This is a genomic window from Acetobacter sp. DsW_059, from assembly GCF_002153695.1.
Taxonomy (GTDB): domain Bacteria; phylum Pseudomonadota; class Alphaproteobacteria; order Acetobacterales; family Acetobacteraceae; genus Acetobacter; species Acetobacter thailandicus.
Genome location: NZ_JOPI01000056.1, coordinates 1 through 18,551 on the forward strand (window position 1 = coordinate 1; position 18,551 = coordinate 18,551).

The 18,551-nt window shown below is 50.0% G+C and carries 19 protein-coding genes; 8 read left to right on the top strand and 11 right to left on the bottom strand.

Going from position 1 to position 18,551, the window contains the following annotated elements; translation table 11 throughout:
* Positions 1–50 precede the first annotated feature (50 nt).
* Positions 51–590, top strand: a complete 540-nt coding sequence (locus HK25_RS10890; RefSeq protein WP_198943257.1) for an endonuclease V — start codon at positions 51–53, stop codon at positions 588–590.
* A 435-nt stretch (positions 591–1,025) separates the two neighbouring features.
* On the opposite strand, the gene HK25_RS10900 is transcribed toward HK25_RS10890, so the two are convergent.
* The 7 genes from HK25_RS10900 to cbiB form a co-directional block, all read right to left on the bottom strand.
* Positions 1,026–1,358 carry a DUF6525 family protein gene (locus tag HK25_RS10900; RefSeq protein WP_086636208.1) on the bottom strand — a complete coding sequence of 111 codons (333 nt, stop codon included), beginning with the start codon at positions 1,356–1,358 and terminating at the stop codon, positions 1,026–1,028.
* Positions 1,351–2,574 (bottom strand): GTP-binding protein, encoded by a 1,224-nt coding sequence (locus HK25_RS10905; RefSeq protein WP_086555335.1) that lies wholly within the window; start codon positions 2,572–2,574, stop codon positions 1,351–1,353. Before HK25_RS10905 ends, HK25_RS10900 begins: the two co-directional genes overlap by 8 nt.
* Before the next feature lie 88 nt (positions 2,575–2,662).
* On the bottom strand, positions 2,663–3,487 hold the full coding sequence (locus tag HK25_RS10910; RefSeq protein WP_086636209.1) for an MOSC domain-containing protein: 825 nt from the start codon (positions 3,485–3,487) through the stop codon (positions 2,663–2,665).
* An 8-nt stretch (positions 3,488–3,495) separates the two neighbouring features.
* Positions 3,496–3,960: a nuclear transport factor 2 family protein gene (locus HK25_RS10915; protein WP_086636210.1), complete on the bottom strand. Its 465-nt coding sequence runs from the start codon at positions 3,958–3,960 to the stop codon at positions 3,496–3,498.
* A gap of 69 nt (positions 3,961–4,029) precedes the next feature.
* Positions 4,030–4,581 carry a flavodoxin family protein gene (locus HK25_RS10920; protein ID WP_086555338.1) on the bottom strand — a complete coding sequence of 184 codons (552 nt, stop codon included), beginning with the start codon at positions 4,579–4,581 and terminating at the stop codon, positions 4,030–4,032.
* Between the two features lie 35 nt (positions 4,582–4,616).
* A complete protein-coding gene (gene bluB / locus HK25_RS10925; protein WP_086555339.1) occupies positions 4,617–5,255 on the bottom strand; it encodes a 5,6-dimethylbenzimidazole synthase in 639 nt (212 codons plus the stop codon).
* Positions 5,252–6,241: an adenosylcobinamide-phosphate synthase CbiB gene (cbiB, locus tag HK25_RS10930; RefSeq protein WP_086636211.1), complete on the bottom strand. Its 990-nt coding sequence runs from the start codon at positions 6,239–6,241 to the stop codon at positions 5,252–5,254. The genes bluB and cbiB overlap by 4 nt, the downstream gene beginning before the upstream one ends.
* Between cbiB and cobD the strand changes: the two genes are divergently transcribed.
* The 3 genes from cobD to cobS all read left to right on the top strand — a co-directional run bounded on the left by cobD (position 6,240) and on the right by cobS (position 9,415).
* Positions 6,240–7,373 carry a threonine-phosphate decarboxylase CobD gene (cobD, locus tag HK25_RS10935; RefSeq protein WP_086636212.1) on the top strand — a complete coding sequence of 378 codons (1,134 nt, stop codon included), beginning with the start codon at positions 6,240–6,242 and terminating at the stop codon, positions 7,371–7,373. The genes cbiB and cobD overlap by 2 nt on opposite strands.
* Positions 7,374–7,571: 198 nt before the next feature.
* The gene (gene cobT / locus HK25_RS10940) at positions 7,572–8,615 is read left to right on the top strand and encodes a nicotinate-nucleotide--dimethylbenzimidazole phosphoribosyltransferase (RefSeq protein ID WP_086636250.1); all 1,044 of its coding nucleotides are present in this window, start codon (positions 7,572–7,574) and stop codon (positions 8,613–8,615) included.
* Positions 8,612–9,415 carry an adenosylcobinamide-GDP ribazoletransferase gene (gene cobS / locus HK25_RS10945; protein ID WP_086636213.1) on the top strand — a complete coding sequence of 268 codons (804 nt, stop codon included), beginning with the start codon at positions 8,612–8,614 and terminating at the stop codon, positions 9,413–9,415. Before cobT ends, cobS begins: the two co-directional genes overlap by 4 nt.
* Before the next feature lie 141 nt (positions 9,416–9,556).
* On the opposite strand, the gene HK25_RS10950 is transcribed toward cobS, so the two are convergent.
* From HK25_RS10950 to cobU, 3 genes are all read right to left on the bottom strand, one after another.
* A complete protein-coding gene (locus HK25_RS10950; RefSeq protein ID WP_086636214.1) occupies positions 9,557–11,011 on the bottom strand; it encodes an NAD-dependent succinate-semialdehyde dehydrogenase in 1,455 nt (484 codons plus the stop codon).
* A gap of 144 nt (positions 11,012–11,155) precedes the next feature.
* Positions 11,156–11,749 carry a PadR family transcriptional regulator gene (locus tag HK25_RS10955; protein ID WP_086636215.1) on the bottom strand — a complete coding sequence of 198 codons (594 nt, stop codon included), beginning with the start codon at positions 11,747–11,749 and terminating at the stop codon, positions 11,156–11,158.
* Positions 11,750–11,891: 142 nt separating this feature from the next.
* Positions 11,892–12,455 (bottom strand): bifunctional adenosylcobinamide kinase/adenosylcobinamide-phosphate guanylyltransferase, encoded by a 564-nt coding sequence (gene cobU, locus HK25_RS10960; RefSeq protein ID WP_086636216.1) that lies wholly within the window; start codon positions 12,453–12,455, stop codon positions 11,892–11,894.
* A 141-nt stretch (positions 12,456–12,596) separates the two neighbouring features.
* Here cobU and aroE point away from each other — a divergent pair, with 141 nt between their 5' ends.
* The 4 genes from aroE to HK25_RS10980 all read left to right on the top strand — a co-directional run bounded on the left by aroE (position 12,597) and on the right by HK25_RS10980 (position 17,267).
* Positions 12,597–13,457 carry a shikimate dehydrogenase gene (gene aroE / locus HK25_RS10965; RefSeq protein WP_086636217.1) on the top strand — a complete coding sequence of 287 codons (861 nt, stop codon included), beginning with the start codon at positions 12,597–12,599 and terminating at the stop codon, positions 13,455–13,457.
* 11 nt (positions 13,458–13,468) lie between these two features.
* The gene (locus HK25_RS10970; RefSeq protein ID WP_086636218.1) at positions 13,469–14,944 is read left to right on the top strand and encodes a sugar porter family MFS transporter; all 1,476 of its coding nucleotides are present in this window, start codon (positions 13,469–13,471) and stop codon (positions 14,942–14,944) included.
* A 53-nt stretch (positions 14,945–14,997) separates the two neighbouring features.
* Positions 14,998–15,300 carry a hypothetical protein gene (locus HK25_RS10975; RefSeq protein ID WP_143295991.1) on the top strand — a complete coding sequence of 101 codons (303 nt, stop codon included), beginning with the start codon at positions 14,998–15,000 and terminating at the stop codon, positions 15,298–15,300.
* Between the two features lie 752 nt (positions 15,301–16,052).
* A complete protein-coding gene (locus HK25_RS10980; protein WP_086636220.1) occupies positions 16,053–17,267 on the top strand; it encodes a phage integrase central domain-containing protein in 1,215 nt (404 codons plus the stop codon).
* A 314-nt stretch (positions 17,268–17,581) separates the two neighbouring features.
* On the opposite strand, the gene HK25_RS12830 is transcribed toward HK25_RS10980, so the two are convergent.
* Complete coding sequence (locus HK25_RS12830; RefSeq protein WP_143295992.1) at positions 17,582–17,890, bottom strand: hypothetical protein; 309 nt, start codon at positions 17,888–17,890, stop codon at positions 17,582–17,584.
* Positions 17,891–18,551: the final 661 nt, after the last annotated feature.

Here is an 18,551-nt window from a genome sequence, read left to right on the forward strand (position 1 = left end):
TTATGGTACTTTTTTTGAGGAAAAATTAAAAAAAGAATGCCCAGATTTATATGAAATGTTTATTTCAAAAATTGAATTTTTTGTGTAAATCAATGATTTTATGTATAGATGCTTATTATTTTAATAAAAAAGCAAAAGTTTCTGGAGGGTTATTTCAGTCATGGACTGATTCTGCTTTCTGTAAAGTTTATAATTGTGATTGTGATGACGTTTTGCCATATGAGCCTGGCAGCTTTTATCAGAGAGAATTGCCTTGCCTTAAAAAGTTAATTTATAAAATTTCAGAACCGATTGAAGTTATTATTATAGATGGTTATGTCACTCTTGGTTCTGATATGAAAAAAGGCCTTGGTGCTCATCTGTATGAAGAGCTTAATCAACGCATTCCTGTCATCGGTGTAGCCAAAAGTAAATTCAAGGATACTCCGGAAGAATGTTTTATTTTTCGTGGTCAAAGCCTTTCACCACTTTATATTACATGCTTAGGTATTCCTCTTGAAATGGCAAAAAAATATATAAATTCTATGGTTGGTGAATATAGAATCCCACTACTTCTTAAGGAAATTGATAAAATATCAAGGAGTATTTAAATAATTTCTAAAAAAATTTATTAATTATTTACTCTATATGTGCACAGGTGGGGTCTATACTAAGTTGGCTTTCCGCCTGTGTGCGTTTTTTCGGCAATATGAGGTCGATACTTATTAAAATTTCAAGGATAAGAACGGTCATGCTCTCTGTTGCAACCCACTATCCTGTCATAGAAAAATGACCAAATAGCACCTGTATAAAAAGTGCCATCTGATCGAAAATATATTCGCAAAGTTGACAGCCCGGCGACGTGTTGCGACCAGATATGACCGCTGCGCTTATACATTCATGTCTGCAATTCACATCACAGCAAGTTTCAGATTCTATCTCAGAGAATGAATCCTGAGCCTGGTAAAGAAAGCTCGTTGGCCTGTAACATGATAAAAGTAAGAGCACGTTTTAGCCTGATGGGACGAGGCAGTTTTTTCTTTCTTTTATCTGAGCACGCTTGCCTCGGCGGCATCATGTGGCAGCACTGCTCCGTAGACTTCGTTATAACGTGAGGCAAAAGCCTCCCGCTCCAGACGTTCACAGTAATCCAGATACTTAATGAGCGCGCGCTCGGCGCGTGGAGTGCGCCCGTAAATACGCTTGTAGTGTCGCCATAGCATCATCACATTCACTGACCATGCATCATAACTGTGCCGGGTCACTCTCGCCCGAACAGCCGGAGGCAGGGCATCAAACGCAGCCCAGTCATCGCCATTATAGCGGTGCCACATTTCGTGGCGTAGTGTTCGCTCGTTATCTGCTAAGATGTCAGGCATGTTCTGCACTTTCCTGCACGCCCCACAGAGGGAAGGGGTCTGGCAAATATGACAGGTGTAAGGGGTCGTATTGCTTTGTGGCGGGTTGCGGCGCCAGGCAGGTGTTGAGGGCACGGGTAATTTCTGCCTCGTTCATCTCCCCGGTGCCGATAAAGACGATCTCCTGACGACGATCGCCGTAAAGCGGATCCCATTTTGAAATGATCGTATTTTTTGATTCTTCGTCTTCAGGCCAGTAGCTTTCAGGAACCGTAACCCACCAGCGTCCCAGTGCCTGTGTGCGCACAAGAGCACCTGCCTGCCCCAGTTCTCCAACCCACTGGGGGCGCGTTGCCAGCCAGAAATGTCCTTTAGCCCGAATGACGCCTGGCCATATGCTGTCAATGAAAGCTTTAAATCGTTCAGGTATAAGCGGGTGGCGGGCCCGCCAGACAAATGTGCTGATACCGTATTCTTCTGTCTCAGGCGTATGATTTTCAAAATCTGAGAGCTCTTTATACCATAGCGGATGCTGGTGGGCTTTGTCGTAGTCAAAGAGCTGAGTATTGAGAATGTCAGCGCATGAAACTGCGCCCTGGTCCGTTTCGATAATTCTGGCATCGGCGTTCAGTGCCTGAATAATTTGTCTGGCTGTTAGCCGTTGCTCAGGTGTTGCGGCTGATATTTTGTTAAGAACGATAATATCGGCAAATTCTATCTGTTCAACCAGCAGGTCAACCAGAGCACGGTCATCTTCCTCACCGGCTGTTTCACCTCTGTCACGCAAAAAATCGGTCGAGCTATAGTCCTGCAGCAGGTTTACGGCATCCACTACCGTGACCATCGTATCAAGGCGGGCAATATCAGAGAGACTTTCACCGGCTTCATCGCGAAATTCAAAAGTTGCAGCAACGGGGAGTGGTTCTGCAATTCCTGTTGATTCAATCAGCAGATAATCAAAGCGTTCTTCCTCTGCCAGCCGGCGTACTTCCTGAAGCAGGTCATCACGCAGAGTGCAGCAAATGCAGCCGTTGCTCATTTCTACAAGGGTTTCATTTGTGCGGGAGAGGTCACTGCCGCTGCGTATCAGATCAGCATCAATATTAACATCGCTCATATCATTCACAATCACGGCGACTTTCCGCCCTTCGCGATTATTGAGGATATGGTTGAGCAGTGTTGTTTTGCCCGCTCCCAAAAAGCCTGAGAGCACTGTTACCGGAAGTTTTTTAAGCATAGCAGACACGGTCCATCAGATTTTGGTCTGCTTACTCTATATGATATGTTATAACATAACAACTCTTAAAAGGAAAAGACCAGTATCTTCAGGGTAACAGGTTAGAGGGGCCTTCTTCGAGTACATCAGCAATATCACCGACGGTCATGTGGCCTTCCTGCTCGACAATGGCATTTTGAGCAAACATGATGCCTTCAGCCGTACGATGAAATTTTGCGAGTGTGCGAAGTGGCTCTTTTTTGTCTGGTATATCGCCATGTTCCTGGTCGGTTGTGGTGACGATACAGCGTGCACAGGGCTTGCTGATGCGCAAAATGGCTGTGCCAATACGCAGCCTGCGCCAGCAATCTTCAGCCCATGGTTCGGCTCCTGCAATGACGATATTGGGCCTGAAGCGGGTCATAGGCACAGGCTGTTTCAGGCGGGCGTTAAGATCAGCGAGCGATGCTTCGGTTGCAATCAGCAGCGGGTAGCCATCGGCAAATGAGACTGGCACCGGGTTTTGTTCAATGGTGCGTATGCGCGCCTGATCGGGGTTGTGCATATACATCAGGCGGCAGGCTGTCTGTGTATGTAGGGTGAGCCAGTCAGCCGCCAGGTCACCTGCGTCCCGTGCGTTAATAAGGTCTTTCCATACACGTACTGTTTTGACGGGTATGTCAGATGCAGGGCAGGTAACAGTGCAGGGTGCAGAGCCTTCACATGTCAGCACCAGTCCTGTTGCCGTTGGGTGTGCCTGCACACGTGCCAGAGCAGGCACTGTGCGCTGCGTTATAAAAGTGCCGTCGGGTTGAGTAATAACCCAGCGGCGGTCCCCCTCTGCTCCCCAGAAGCGTATGGAGACGGAGGAGCAGTCGAGAGCGCGTAAGGCCTTAACCGGATAAATACTCAGAGTTATGACCTGAAGCGTCATATTCGCCGTTACAGGCCGAGAGCTGAGAGGGAGGGGTAATCGTCAGGGCGGCGGTTGCCCTGCCAGTGCATTTTACGGTCTGCTTTAGTAATATGGAGGTCATTAATAGAGGCAAAGCGGCGCTGCATAAGGCCGGTTGCATCAAACTCCCAGTTTTCATTGCCGTATGAGCGAAACCATTGTCCGCTTTCATCATGCCATTCATAGGCAAAACGTACGGCTATACGATTATCATGAAAGCTCCACAGTTCTTTAATCAGCCGGTAATCATGCTCAGTGTTCCATTTATGCGTAAGAAAAGCCTCTATTGCGACACGCCCTGTAATGAACTGGTCACGGTTTCTCCACACTGAGTCGGGTGTATAGGCCAGAGCAACCTGCTGAGGGTTCTGGCTGTTCCAGGCATCTTCTGCGGCGCTGACTTTGAGTGTGGCAGTTTCAGCCGTAAAGGGAGGAAGGGGAGGGCGTGTCATCGTATTGTCCTCGTCAGTAAGTGTATTTCCCGCACGAAGCCGGTGCGGGAAAACAGTGAGGAGAGGTAATTATTTCAGGCGTGATGTGATGTCAGCAATACGTCTGCCATAGAGCTCTGCTGTAAGCAGGTCGCCTTTATGCACTTCATCCACGCTGGCATCAGCGGGCGAACGTACCAGCAGGCCTACTGAGCCACCCAGGTTGTTTGTGTCGTCAGAGGTTGCTGCCTTGGTATTAGAGGGAGGCAGGCCCAGACTGACCCATATACCACCATGCTGTGAGGCAAGTGTTTGCAGATAAATGAGAGAAACCTGCTTGTCACCACTGGGGCTGGCTGAGTTTGTAAAACCGCCAAAAATTTTATCTTTCCAGCCGCCTGTAAACCAGATTTTCGACGTTGCATCAGCGAATTTTTTAAACTGCCAGCTAACATTACCCATATAAGTCGGGGCACCCATAATAATGGCGTCTGAGCTGTTGAGTGTCTCCCAGTCTGCCTCAGTGATATCACCATTGGCATCAATGATAACCAGCGCGCCGCCTGAACCCTTTGCAATGTGGTCGGCAACGACTTTGGTGTGCCCGTAGCCAGAATGGTAAACAATGCTGATTTTGCTCATAACGTCTTACCTTTTTTAAAAAGAGGAAAAGAGTGTTAACGGTAAATCCACCGGCGGCGGGCCGGGTTACGCTGCTCCCATCCCTGGCGTTCAAGCTCAGGGGTGCTGGCATGTTGTTTAGGGTAACCAACACAGAGATAGGCCAGAAACTGCCAGTCAGGCTCTACACTCAGGACAGAGGCGGCATCATCCGGGTCGAGGATAGAAACCCACCCCAGGCCAATCCCCTGAGCTGCGGCACTTAGCCAGAAGGTATAAATTGCCATAACGGCAGACCATGTTGTGGTCTCGGGCATGGTGGCACGACCCAGACCACGCCCCTGTGCCGGGTTTGTGTCGCAAAAAACAGCAATATGGTGCGGAGCTTCATCAAGCCCGGCAAGTTTGAGCGACGCATAACGCTGTGCGTCGTCACCATTGCGGCCATCAAGGGCAAGAGCATTACTGCGGGCAAAATTATTGCGTATACCAGCGCGGCGCTGCGGGCTTTCAACGCGTACAAAGCGCCATGGCTCGCTCAGGCCGACCGACGGAGCACGGCAGGCCGTGTGCAGCAGGTCTTCCAGAATATGTTCGGGCACCGGATCTGTTCTGAAATGACGAACATCACGCCGCCATTCAAAAAGTTTATCCAGATCCTGACGAAATGCTGCGGAAAAATTTGGGTCGCTCATCCCATCATCATGCCGCTAAGTGCCGCACTCAGCAAGAAGATTATCAGCAGGCCACAGGCACGGCGATATACGCTGAGCCCTCGTTTCAGGTCTGATGCTGTAGCCTGTGCTGTGCCGTTGCCCATCCAGTGGTCAGGCACTTCTTTGCCACTATAGCTGCGTGGCCCGGCCAGACGGAGGGTGAGGGCACCCGCCATAGCAGCTTCTGGCCAGCCGGCATTGGGTGAGCGGTGTTTGCGTGCATCACGCCATACTGCCCGCCATGCTTCTCTGCGCTGTCCGTGAGGGGCAGCCAGTATAATGCAAAGGGCTGCGAGGCGTGAGGCTGGCAGGTTAATCAGGTCATCAAGTCTGGCTGAGGCCATGCCAAATGCGGCATAACGTGGTGTCAGGTGGCCTATCATGCTGTCAGCTGTGTTGACAGTTTTATAAAACACGGCACCAGGTAAGCCAAATAATGCAGCCCAGAACAGGGGGGCAACGACACCGTCAGAGAAATTTTCAGCCAGACTTTCCAGAGCCGCCCTGACAATCCCGGCTTCATCCAGCACTGTAGTATCACGACCGACAATCTGGCTTACAGCCTGCCTGCCACCCGTCAGCCCGTCATTTTGTAGTGCCCTGAACACGGCATACACATGAGTCCACAGAGATTTCTGCGCCACCAGTGTTGTTGTGGCGATAGCCTGTGCAATGAGCATGAGGGAGGGGGATAAAAAATGATCACCGATTTTAAGAGCCAGCCCGGTTATGCCCAGTGTAACAGCCAGCAGAATAAACAGAGCGACAAAGCCTGCCAGCCTGCGCCGGGCTTCTGATTCCTCCGGGTGGTTGAAGGTCTGGTCAAGCTTGTTTATCAGGGCACCAGCCCACACCACAGGGTGACCTATGGCGCGAAACAGAGGGGCGGGGTAGCCAGCCAGACTTTCGGTAACAGCCGACAGAGCAGCAACGGGCAGCGTGACAGTAAGAGGAAAAAGCAACATGCGTGCAGCAGGCTCACAGTTTGAGGCAGAACGCCCCGGGGCAGAGACGACACCCTCTATCACGCAATGCAGAGCCGGGGCTATATCTGCCGGGGGTATCCGCTTACCTGCCCATGGCGGGCAGGCTCGTGCTGTGATGCAGAATTTTCCTCATGCGCCTGAGCCGTATTATGACCTTTCAACAGGTATCAGCCCGTATGCCTACCCCTGCACATTTCCTGATGTGGCACAGCTGACCCGCCTGCCTGAGCAGGATGAAGAAGAGGCTTTGTCTCAGAGTGCTGCGCGGGCTTATGGTGTGCCTTCGGCGTCTATGGTTGTGGCAGGTGCCGGGAGTCAGAGCCTTATTGCATTACTGCCTTATGTACTTCCTGTCCGGCATGTGTGTATTTCAGGCCCGACTTATTCAGGGCATGAGCAGGCCTGGCGTCAGCAGGGGCGTGTCACTGTGCAGTGCGTGCAGGAGCCTGATGCCTGTTTGCAGGCAGCCTTACAACCGGGCACGGTATGTGTGGTCTGCAATCCCAATAATCCTGATGGGCGGATTGTTTCTTTAAGCTGGTTACGCACTCTGGCTGAGCATTGTGAGGAAAATAATAGTTTTCTTATAGTTGATGAAGCTTTCGCTGATTTTGAAAAAGAGAGTGCAACTGCACTGTTGCCATCTTCTTCTTCTGTTCTGGTGCTGCGTTCATTTGGCAAAACTTATGGTTTGCCTGGTGTCAGGCTTGGGTTTTTACTGGCATCAGAGGAGGTCGCAGCACAGGTACGCCATGTGCAGGGCAGCTGGCCGGTGGGTTCTGTCGCGCTTCATATTGGTAAAGTCGCTCTGGCTGATGAGGCATGGAAGCATGATGCCGCTGCACGCGTGCGTCAGGATCATGCCCGCCTGGTTGCTTTGCTGACCAGTGCAGGTCTGGTCTGTGTCGGAGAGTGTGCACTTTTTACGCTGGTGATAACACCTTATGCGTTAAGGCTTTGGGAGCATCTGTGTCAGTCTGGTATCGTGACACGTATTTTCTCAGGTTTTTGTGATCGTCTGCGCATTGGCCTGCCAGCATCTGAGCCGGCATGGCTGCGTTTGTCAGATGCACTGAAGGCGTGGGAGCAGTCAGATCACAGCACTTTCTGATTGTCCAAAAGTCTTTGTTTTACTGAAATGTTTGAGCTTGTGTAATCATGACCGCCGGGTAATGGCCTGAATACGATAGATGTGTCGGCTGAGAACAGAGTTCTGCAGAATATGTAAGGCCCATTATGCCCACAGGCGGGTTTGCTGTATTGTGCCCCTGATACGTTACACATAGCTGAATGCCTGAAACACGATAATATGTCCTCTTTCTCACAGCCGCTTCTTTCTCAGCCTTTCTCCAGCCTGACAGACCTGCATGATGTCTGCCTTACGCTGCCCGGGCCCGACCTGTCAGCGCAGGAGGCTATAGCCCGTCGTGAAGGTACTCTTACCAAGCCAGCAGGCAGCCTGGGGCAGCTTGAAAAGCTGACATCATGGCTTGGAACCTGGCAAAAAAAGTCTCTTCCACAACTCAGTAAAGTGAATATTCTGATTTTTGCCGGTAACCATGGTGTGGTCGCTCAAAATGTTTCCCCATGGTCTGCTGAAGTCACAACGCAAATGGTTCAAAACTTCAGGCATGGCGGTGCTGCGATTAATCAGATTGCGCAGGTTTCCCAGGCTGCTCTTTCGGTTATTCCTGTCGCAGAACTGACACCGACTGCTGATTTCACCCTGGCTCCTGCTATGACAGAACAGGCGTTTTTGCACGCGGTCAATACCGGTTACAACAGCGTGCCTCACGATAGCAGCCTTGTGTGCCTTGGTGAAATGGGTATCGGGAATACGACAGCCGCCGCTGCCCTGGCGGCTCTGTTATTTGGGGGTGACAGTCTTTTATGGAGCGGCCGCGGCACCGGCCTTGATGATGACGGTGTTAAACGCAAAGCTGCTGTTGTTGATACCGCCCGTGCCTTGCACACGGCAGAAAGTACCTCTCCGCTTGAGCTGGCACGCCGGGCAGGGGGGTATGAGCTGGCAGCTATTATGGGAGCAACACTGGCTGCCCGCCATCTCTCAGTGCCTGTTCTGCTTGACGGTTATGTTTGCACTGCAGCAGTTGCCCCGCTGTTTAAGCTTAATCCCCAGGGGCTGGCCCATACATGGCTGGCCCATTGTTCAGCCGAAGCGGGGCATGCGCGCCTTGCACAGGCTGTCGGGCTTACACCTTTGCTGTCGCTTGATATGCGTCTGGGTGAAGGGTCAGGCGCAGCCCTTGCTATTCCTGTTCTGAGAGCCGCTGTTGCCTGTCACACAAAAATGGCAACTTTCTCAGAAGCCTCTGTGACAAAGCGGCGATGAATGTTTTGAATCAGCTCCGTCAGGATCTGGCCTGCGCGTTAAGTCTTTTTACAAGGCTGCCTGTGTTCTGGCTGCTTACCAGAGCACAGCGGGCTGATAAACGCCCCTGGCCACTGGCACGCTCACTCTGGCTCTGGCCTTTTGTCGGAGCCTTCACAGGGTTTGCCGGCGGGATCGTGGGGTGGTTTCTTGAAGCCATTATGCATATTGCACCCTGGCCAGCAGTTACTTTGACGCTTGCCGCACAGGTGGCCCTGACAGGTGGCTTTCATGATGACGGGCTGGCCGATATGGCTGATAGTTACGGTGCCCGTACACGTGAGCACAAGCTTGATATTATGCGTGACAGCCACATTGGCAGTTATGGCGTGCTTGCTTTGTGTCTGAGTGTGCTGACAAAAGTCGGCGCGCTCTCAGTTTTACCGGCAACGGCTCTTATTCCGGCTTTAATGTGTTCAGGGCTACTCGCCCGTGCAACCCTGATCTGGGTGCCTGTAGTGCTTTCTCCTGCCCGTAATAATGGCCTTGCCCGCCTGCTTTCTCCTGTGCCGCTTATTCCTTTTCTGTTTGCTCAGACCTGTAGTGTCATGAGTATTGCTTGCTGGGTTTACTGGTGGAATGCGGCTTATTCCCCCGTTTTTTCTGCTCTGATATTACCACTGCTGATGCCATTTTTCTCCCTCGGGATTATGGCCATGACGGCATATAAAAATTTTGGTGGTTATACAGGTGACGTGCTGGGGGCGACAGCGACGATAACCGAATGCCTTGTGCTGGCAGCTTTAAGTGCATCGAAATAATGCAGGCAGTGCTTTTGATGCTGTTATATGGCAGTTCAGGTCAGCAACCACGCTCTGTTCACAGGTTACTTTATCGGTAAACCTGTGAACGGCGAACATGACGTCAGGCCCTGAGTTTAACAGGGGCCTGGTTCGGCGGGCTTAAAAATCAGCAGGAGCCTGTTTGCTTGTCACGAGCTTAAGGTAAGTATGCGCCCGCAATGCCTCCGGGCCTCCCTCAGTGCCATAGCCTGAGTCTTTAATGCCACCAAATGGCACTTCAGGCAGTCCAAGGCCGGAGTAGTTAATGGAGACCATCCCGGCTTCTATTTTTTCTCCCAGCAAACGCTGCGTGCGTTCATCACGTGTATATGCGTAGGCTGCAAGGCCATAGGGCAGGCGGTTTGCTTCAGCAACAGCCTCTGCCAGTGTGGTAAATTCTGTGAGAATAATAACGGGCCCAAAAGGTTCCTCGTGCAGGATGCGCGCAGTTTCTTCCGGGTTAATGACCAGGACCGGAGGGTGAAAATAACCAGATGAAGGCAGTGAAACATCAGGCTGCCAGATCGTCGCACCGTGCTGACGAGCATCTTCAACAAGTTCTTTAATGGCGTTAAGACGACGCTCATTAACCAGCGGGCCCAGGGTTACACCAGCATCAAGGCCGCGCCCTGTTTTAAGTGCGCTCATGCGAGCCTTAAGTTTTTCAGTGAAGGCTTTAACGACAGTGCGGTCGACCATAAAGCGTGTCGGAGAAATACATACCTGCCCGGCATTGCGGAATTTGGCAGCGCACAGGCGTTCAGCCGCGGCATCCAGGTCAGCATCGGCGCAGATGATAACGGGAGCATGCCCTCCCAGCTCCATTGTTACGGGCTTCATCTGTGCTCCGGCAAGGGCTGCCAGATGTTTGCCGACCGGTGTTGACCCGGTGAAGGAGATTTTTCTGACAACCGGATGTGCAATCAGATATTCTGAAATTTCTGCAGGGTTACCATAAACGAGGGAAACAACTCCTGCCGGAATACCTGCATCGAGGAATGTGCGCAGGAGTTCAGCCGGAGAAGCCGGAGTATCTTCAGGGGCTTTGACAATAACTGAGCACCCGGCTCCCAGTGCGGCGCCAAGTTTACGGGCAATCTGATTAACCGGGAAGTTCCATGGTGTGAAGGCAGCGACAACGCCAACGGGGCGGTGCAGCACGCGCTGCTCAATGTCAGCCTCGCGGGCTGGTACCAGCGTGTCATTAAGGCGGCGGCCTTCTTCACCGAAATATTCGATAACATTTGCTGCGGCCTGTATTTCTATAACAGCCTGGGCGAGCGGTTTGCCCTGCTCACGGCTGAGAATGCTGCCTATTGATTCTGCTCTCTCACGCAGTAATTCTGCAGCGCGACGCATAATAACAAAACGGTCCCAGGCGGAAAGAGCACGCCATGCAGCAAAGCCTTTTTGCGCGCCCTCAGCGACCAGAGCCAGCTCAGACTTTGAAGCATAAGCCGCTTTGCCAATGACTTCGCCTGTTGCGGGGTCCTGAACAGGGAAGGTCCGGCCATCGGCAGCATCCTGCCATTTGCCAGATATCAGAAGCTGGACGTTAAGAAGTTGGTCTGACATTTCTCTGGTCCTTAACATGGGTGACACGACCCGTCGGCAGTGGGTTTTACGAACAGAATGTCGTTAATCAGTGCCATGCTAGGAAGAAAATAGTGTAACGTCCATACCAGCAGGTATAAGCATATGCTTATGGTAGAGCAGAGGTCAGGCCTGGCTGATAGTCTGGGCAGCCTCATCCAGTAAAGCGATAATTTTCTGCTCAGCTTCAATATCCAGGCCACCATCACGCAGGCGAAGGCGCAGAGCTGTTTTAAGGTTTTTCATGGCCCGCATCAGTGGGGTTGAGAGGTCGCGGCGTCTGCCATGTTCATCTGACCCGCTGCGTGAACGAATTTCCTCCAGAGCTGCCTGGTTTGCTGTCAGAAAAGCGGCCCCTTCAGGGGTGATGCCGTAATTTTTACGCCCTTCATCGGTTGTGGGGTGAATGTAGCCGGCTTCTTCAAGCCAGGTAAGTGTTGGGTAGATAACACCCGGGCTGGGCGTGTAGCTGCCGCCTGAGGCCTCTTCAATCGTTTTAATCAGTTCATATCCATAGGTTGGTTTTTCAGCGATCAGGCTGAGAGTGAGGAGGCGGATCTCGCCATAATCAAACAGTCTGGCGCGCCCTTCGCGGTGGCTGCCGCCATGGCCGCGGCCATGATGATGGCGATGGTGACGCCCGTGTCCGCGCTCTGCGCCTTCAGGGGAGAACATGTGGTGGCGGTGACGACCGCCTGCGTGTCTTTTTCTGTGTTTCATGATTTTCGATATATATCCCGATATATCTAATGTCAAGATATATCGGGAATCGCATGTGTATCGGGTTTTTGTCACGACAGATGAGGCTGCGGGTTTATTCCTGTCTGTCTGCGGTGTGGTGAATTACAGGCCAGTTTGCCCTTCAGGGCATTAAAGGGCCGGTATTTTGATGTTGCTGGTCTTTCAGTGTCAGTGGCAGGCCGGCAGCCACAAATAAAACTTTGCCAACATGTAAGGCGAGTTGCTGATGCAGCAGACCGGCTTCATCTCTGAAACGACGGGCGAGTTTATTTTCAGGCACAATGCCAAGCCCCACCTCATTGCCAACCAGCACGGCTGGAGCCTTACGATTTTTCAGTGATTCAATGAGCTGTCGGGTAGCCAGTGCTGTATCGCAGCCATCGAGAATCAGGTTGGTCAGCCATAATGTCAGGCAGTCAAGCAGCACTGGTTTGTCGGCATATTTATTAAAGCAGGCGGCAATATTCAGAGGCTCTTCTTCAGTCAGCCAGCCATCAGCCCGGCTGGCCTGATGATGGCCAATCCGCTCACGCATTTCATCGTCAAAGGCCCTCCCGGTGGCAATATAGATCCAGGGGGCGGGAAGGGCAGTTATCAGTGCTTCTGCATGGCGACTTTTGCCTGATCGTGCACCACCAAGAATAAGTGTGGCAGATAATAAGCCCTGCGATGGTGCAATGTTCATTCCGTCTGTATCTTTCTGTGTTATGTGGTGAAAAAGTTGCACGCCTCAACAGGATGTGTTCGACAATTATTTGACATCATACTCATCATGTATTGCGATACGGGGTTTAAGTTGCAGTTTTAACCTTTCCGGAGCGATCTCATGACAGACAGAAATTTCCGCGCCATCCTGACAGGATCTTTTTCAACTCCCTGCGCGGATAACCCAACTGTAGCCATGATGGAAGCTGCCTATGCGCATGATGGTATCGATGCACGGTATATCAACTGTGACGTAAAAGCTGAAAATCTTGAAGGTGCAGTAAAAGGTGCACTGGCGATGGAGTGGGTGGGTTTTAACTGCTCGCTGCCCCATAAAGTTGAAGTGATTAAATATCTTGATGAGGTTGCAGAATCAGCCAGCATTATTGGTGCGGTCAACTGCGTGAGCATCCGTGACGGTAAGCTGACCGGCAATAATACTGATGGTAAGGGCTTTCTGGCTTCCTTAAAGAAAGTGACTGACCCTTCAGGTAAGAAAATTCTGCTGCTTGGTGCAGGTGGTGCGGCGCGTGCCATTGCTGTTGAACTTGGCCTTGCCGGTGCAAAGCATATTACCATCGCCAACCGTAAGCCTGAAAAAGCAGAAGCTATTGCTGAGCTGATTCGTAAAAATACAAAAAGTGAAGCAAAAGCTGTTGCCTGGTCGGGTGATATTGCCGTGCCGGAGGGCGCCGATGTGGTGATTAATGCCACCTCGATTGGCCTGGGAGATAAAGAGGCACTGCCTCCTGTTGATCTCGGCACATTGTCACAGGGAGTCGTGGTGGCAGATGTTATCCCTAATCCACCGGCAACAAAATTTCTGCGTGAGGCAAAATCACGTGGCTGCATAACGCTGGATGGCCTTGGTATGCTGGTTAATCAGGGTGTTATCGGTGCAGAGCTGTGGCTGGGCCGTAAACTTAATGAAGATGCGATGGTGAACACCCTTCAGGAGATTTTTGGTGTTTCATCTGACTGAAAGGCCATGTCATGCCCGCATCACATCCGGCCTCTCAGGAGGAGCATAATCGTCACTCTTTAATCAGGGCACGTATCAGAAAACTGCTTCCGCAGTTTGCCCATCTTCAGGACCGCTCACGCGAGGCCCGGCGTTACGTGATTATGGCAGCAGCAATTGCTGCCATTGGCGGGCTTCTTTTTGGGTATGACACCGGTATTATTGCCTCAGCCCTTATTTATGTGACGCGCAGTTTTTCCCTTTCAACGGCAGGGCAGGAGTGGATAGCAGCCGCACTTAACCTGGGTGCTGTTGCGGGGGCTCTGATCAGCGGGCCGGTGGCTGACCGGTATGGTCGTCGCCTTACGACAATCTGTGCGGCGGCTGTTTTTATAGCGGCTTCCCTCGGGTGTGGTTTCGCACCTGATCAGACAACACTTATTATTGCCAGGTTGTTTCTGGGGGGCGCTGTCGGGGCAACGACACAAATTATCCCTGTTTATGTGGCTGAGCTTGCCCCGGCAGAATTACGCGGCAGCCTCGTCTCGTTGTTTCAGATGGTTTTTTCCCTTGGTTTGCTTGTTGCATTTTTTACCGGATACGAGCTTGCCGGGCCACCTGATTGCTGGCGCACGATGTTTAACCTCGGGGTTATACCTGCAGCCCTGCTTGCTTTGGGTATGTTTTTCTTGCCGGAAAGTCCCCGCTGGCTTCTTCATAATCATGAGGAGGAGCGGGCGATTGCTGTTTTATATCGTCTGCGTGGGCATCATGACCCGGTTCGGCAGGAGCTGGATGACCTGCTTAGCGCACATGAGCAGCAGACAGGTGAGAGCGGCTGGAGTGGACTAAAGCAGGCATGGGTTCGCCCGGCTCTTATCGCGGCTTTAGGGGTTGCTGCGCTCTCTCAGCTCTCAGGGCCTAATGTCGTTGTTTATTATGCCCCCATTATTCTGGCTCAGGCCGGACTTGGGAGTTCTGCTGCTCTGCTGACCTCTGTTGGCATTGGTCTGACCTCGACCATTACAACCATGATGGGTATTGCCCTGATTGACCGTGTCGGGCGACGCCGGATGCTGCTGGTTATGTTGCCTTTTGCAGCTTTATCTCTTTTTGTTCTGGGCAGCATTTTTCTCAGTTCAGCGCCGATTGCCGGTTTGCGTATGGTGGTAATGCTTGCTGCTTTGCTAGGTTATATCTTTTTCAATTTCGGGTCTTTGTCCGTCGCTGTCTGGCTGATTGCCTCAGAGGTGTTTCCGCTCGAAATACGCGGTAAAGCGATGGGCCTGGCCAGCGCAACTGTCTGGTTGTCTGATACTGTTGTATCGCTTGTTACATTAACGCTTGTGAATGCACTTGGTACAACAGGCACCTTCTGGCTTTTTGGCCTGATTAATGTGCTGTCTTTTATTTTTGTATGGGCTTTTGTGCCTGAAACAGCCGGTACAACACTTGAGGAAATTGAACAGAGGCTACACAAAGGTACGTTTTATAACACAGGGCGATAAGCCCTGTTGTTTGCTGATGTCTGTGGCGTCATGCCTGAGTGATGGTGAATATTATGAAGTGTCGTATGATCAGCGCTGTGTTTTTGTGGCTTTTATCTGCCTGTTCAGGTCATGAGAATGAAAAAGGCAAAAACACTCTGATTATCTATCATGAGGGCAGCGCTGTATGTCGGAGCTCCTTACTGGCACTGACCACAAAATTACACCTTGATGTGGTGTATTCCCTTAAAACGATGAATGCTCTTGTTGTTGGTGGCATTTCAGACAGGCATTACCACCAGGCAGAAGAGGCTTACAAAAATAAGAAATGTGTTTACGGCGTTAACAAAGATGAGGTGAATATTATGCCGGAGTAGTTGTAAAATATATCGGAACCGGGCTGTTTATATCAGCTCATGTCGTAGCAGATTAGAAAAATATAACCGCCTTTGTTTGAGAACTTTATTTTTACAAAACAGAAGCCTCCCGCTTCAGAGTACGGTCTGCATCTCGTGAATGTCCGGCCTGCTGGCAAGAGCTGCTGTGGCTGGGAGGTGGGTGTAAGTGAAGAAGAAGTATTTATCGTTTTTTCATGCCGAAAAAATAATAAATCTGACTTGCGATATAAGCTATAATGACAATGAAAAAACTTATTAAAGCACGCATATTGTGATCCATCTAAAATATAAAGGGGTTTTGGAGAATAAATATTTTTAATTATGAGTATGGTAGTTTTTTTATAGGTGAAGGTAAAGAGTTTTATAGAGTAAAAATTTATATGTGATGAGTTTTGAGGGTATTCTTAATAGTAAAATATTGTCCGATGCTGGGCATATCGCAGGGTGCATCTATCCGGTGTGATCTGAATGAAAATCAAAAAAATATCTTCGTCAGCACAGAGAAAAGCTGAGAAAATAGTTTTAGAAAATTTGAGTTTTTAAGAAAATGGCGGAGGGGAAGTCCATTCTTTAATCATTCGCCATAGTTCGTAATAGTTCAAAAAAACCATTAATAATAAATAATATTTCGAAATTTAAGTTCGTAATAGTTCGCCAGAGTTCGCCATAAATCAGACCTTCTCGGGGGGCTCCTTGGTGGACTGAATTCATGTACGTTAGCGTCTCTTCCCATGAGCAGAGTCGTAAAGAAATCTTTGACCGTCAGGGAAGTCGAAACGCTGCCAGACGGCAAATACAGTGATGGCAATAATCTTATGCTGACGATAAAAAGTGGAGGCCGTTCACGCTCCTGGTCTGTCAGATACACAGACGCGGATACGGGACGGCGCAGACAAATGGGAATAGGATCCACCAGAATCATCACGCTCAAAGAAGCACGTGAGAAAGCGGTGAAAATTCTGTCGTTGGTTTATCATGGCATTGATCCCATTACTCAACGAAAAAAAGAGCATCGTGAACGTATCGCAAAAGCAGCAGCATCAATGAGTTTTAAAGAGGTTGCTCTGAGGTATATCGAAGAACACAAAGGACAATGGAAAGATAAGAAGGGTGCCGCTACATGGAGAAACTCTCTGCAGAACCATGTATTTCCGGCTATTGGAAAAAAAGCTGTTTGCGAAGTCTCCGATGATGACGTCTTTCAGATCCTCAATAAAATATGGCGGGATATAACTGAGACAGCTACGCGCATCAGGGGAAGAATAGAAAAAATCTTCGACTACGCGAAGGCTCATGGCTGGTATGAGCACAATAATCCTGCTCGCTGGAATGGTCATCTTGAGCCGCGTTTGCCGCAGGCCTCAAAAATAAAGGATGTTCAGCACTATCGTGCTGTTCATTATGATCAGATCGAAAAGGTCATGAGCATACTTGAGAGTATGCCTGGAGTCCCTGCTAAAGCTGTTCGTTTTAATTGTCTGACAGTTCTTCGTCCTGGTGTTGTGCGGGCAACTCCATGGAGCGAAATTGACCTTGATAATAAGCTTTGGTCTATTCCGGCACATCGCATGAAAATGAAGCGTGCTCACACCGTTCCGCTCACTGATAGCGCAATCAGTATTCTGAAGTCGCTTTTGCCTTTGCGTGACAGAGGAAATGGTGACTGGGTATTTCCTGGTCAGAGGATCGGCAAAACATTGTCTGACGTTGCGATATCAGAAGCCCTGCATGAAGCAGCAGCAACAAAGGACGTAACTGTTCACGGCTTGAGATCCACGTTTCGGGACTGGGTTTCCGAAAAAACCGATTTCTCTCCCGAGGTTGCTGAAATGGCTCTCGCTCATGAAATAAAAAATAAGGTTGAGGCTGCTTACCGGAGAGGTGACTTACTTGAGAAACGCCGTGGGCTCATGGAGGCCTGGGATGAGTTCTGCACAGGCCGATAAAGCAGTCTGACTTTATGTTTTTCGGTCGTCCAGGTCGGACAGGTCGGACACTCAGTCATAACCCCAGGAAAACTGCCGATTTTTGCTCATCGCTGTCTGGCCGACCTTCTCAAAGCGTGGTCGTCCAGGTCGGCCAGTTCTGTATTGTAAAAATATACAGAGTGGAATGGCTTCTTGTTTATGGCATTGAGAGGGGAGGAGAGACCGTCAGCAAAAGTTGCGTAATGCGTATTCTGATACAGCTTCGGGTTTGTTTTCCCGGGGAATACCCGGAGGGGCTTCCGACTTTACTCTGAGAGTTTAAAATTAAGGTTTCAGTTTTCTTCAGTCGACGACAAGAGCTCTCCATAGTCCTGATAGAATGATGCAGGCAACTGAGGATACAGCCAGCGTTTTTCTATTCGCCATTCGAGTTCAATTTCATCCCGCATCAGGATGCTGCATATTCTCTCGATAGTGCGCTTGTGTGCTTTCTTGCCCAGGCGTGAAAGCTTTTTATCATTGCGGTCTATGCGGGTATGTAAGCGGTCTATGACGTCACCATTGCGTGACAGATAGGTTAGCTTGAGGCAACTATTGCAGCCAAGATAGCCATATTCAGAAACACTATTCAGGAACGTCACACGCTTCTGGCAATAGGGACAATGGAGCCATGTTCTGTGTCCTCCATAATTGCAGGCAGTTTTGCTATGTCTGATACAGAGTTGTGTGTCAGCTCGCTGCTCTGCACTAATATTCAGGACAATAAGGCCTGATTGCTTACTGACTAATGCTTTTCCTTTGTAAAAGCCTGCCCATGATATGACGCCTTCAGCTCCCTCCGGTAAGTTAAACACTCCAGAGACGCTAAGGTCAGAAGCCTTTAGCTTAGGATATATACCGACGTAATTACGCTTTCTCTTTCTGCCTGAATTGAACCCGCCCATATTTTTCCTCAATGATTAGGCTGATACAATCTTAGCAGAAGACGAAGTGTAGTACGAAAGCAATAAATTTCGTGCATCGTAAATTTTTATATTGTCTTGTTTTTTAATAATTTTTTGTATTTTCTGAGAAATTAAAAATTCAATGAGTGATGGTTTTCTTCGCATACACATCGCCCTCCGCGACGGGCAATGCGATACAGTTCGCCATGTCGTTTTCAGAAAATCTGCCTACTGACATCCACCAAAGCTTTCCGCAAAAATCAGCCGTCTGTCGAGCGGGTTAATTCTTCCCAATCTGTAATTTCCTTTTCCAGACGAGAGAGCCGTGCACGAACCAGTTGCAGAGCATCGCTTCCCA

Excerpts from the sequence above, each read along its gene's own strand:
- HK25_RS10890 (WP_198943257.1), top strand. The coding sequence starts at position 51 with ATGAAATGTTTATTTCAAAAATTGAATTTTTTGTGTAAATCAATGATT.
- HK25_RS10900 (WP_086636208.1), bottom strand. The coding sequence starts at position 1,358 with ATGCCTGACATCTTAGCAGATAACGAGCGAACACTACGCCACGAAATG.
- HK25_RS10905 (WP_086555335.1), bottom strand. The coding sequence starts at position 2,574 with ATGCTTAAAAAACTTCCGGTAACAGTGCTCTCAGGCTTTTTGGGAGCG.
- HK25_RS10910 (WP_086636209.1), bottom strand. The coding sequence starts at position 3,487 with ATGACGCTTCAGGTCATAACTCTGAGTATTTATCCGGTTAAGGCCTTA.
- HK25_RS10915 (WP_086636210.1), bottom strand. The coding sequence starts at position 3,960 with ATGACACGCCCTCCCCTTCCTCCCTTTACGGCTGAAACTGCCACACTC.
- HK25_RS10920 (WP_086555338.1), bottom strand. The coding sequence starts at position 4,581 with ATGAGCAAAATCAGCATTGTTTACCATTCTGGCTACGGGCACACCAAA.
- bluB (WP_086555339.1), bottom strand. The coding sequence starts at position 5,255 with ATGAGCGACCCAAATTTTTCCGCAGCATTTCGTCAGGATCTGGATAAA.
- cobD (WP_086636212.1), top strand. The coding sequence starts at position 6,240 with ATGCGTGCAGCAGGCTCACAGTTTGAGGCAGAACGCCCCGGGGCAGAG.
- cbiB (WP_086636211.1), bottom strand. The coding sequence starts at position 6,241 with ATGTTGCTTTTTCCTCTTACTGTCACGCTGCCCGTTGCTGCTCTGTCG.
- cobT (WP_086636250.1), top strand. The coding sequence starts at position 7,572 with ATGTCCTCTTTCTCACAGCCGCTTCTTTCTCAGCCTTTCTCCAGCCTG.
- cobS (WP_086636213.1), top strand. The coding sequence starts at position 8,612 with ATGAATGTTTTGAATCAGCTCCGTCAGGATCTGGCCTGCGCGTTAAGT.
- HK25_RS10950 (WP_086636214.1), bottom strand. The coding sequence starts at position 11,011 with ATGTCAGACCAACTTCTTAACGTCCAGCTTCTGATATCTGGCAAATGG.
- HK25_RS10955 (WP_086636215.1), bottom strand. The coding sequence starts at position 11,749 with ATGAAACACAGAAAAAGACACGCAGGCGGTCGTCACCGCCACCACATG.
- cobU (WP_086636216.1), bottom strand. The coding sequence starts at position 12,455 with ATGAACATTGCACCATCGCAGGGCTTATTATCTGCCACACTTATTCTT.
- aroE (WP_086636217.1), top strand. The coding sequence starts at position 12,597 with ATGACAGACAGAAATTTCCGCGCCATCCTGACAGGATCTTTTTCAACT.
- HK25_RS10970 (WP_086636218.1), top strand. The coding sequence starts at position 13,469 with ATGCCCGCATCACATCCGGCCTCTCAGGAGGAGCATAATCGTCACTCT.
- HK25_RS10975 (WP_143295991.1), top strand. The coding sequence starts at position 14,998 with ATGAAGTGTCGTATGATCAGCGCTGTGTTTTTGTGGCTTTTATCTGCC.
- HK25_RS10980 (WP_086636220.1), top strand. The coding sequence starts at position 16,053 with ATGAGCAGAGTCGTAAAGAAATCTTTGACCGTCAGGGAAGTCGAAACG.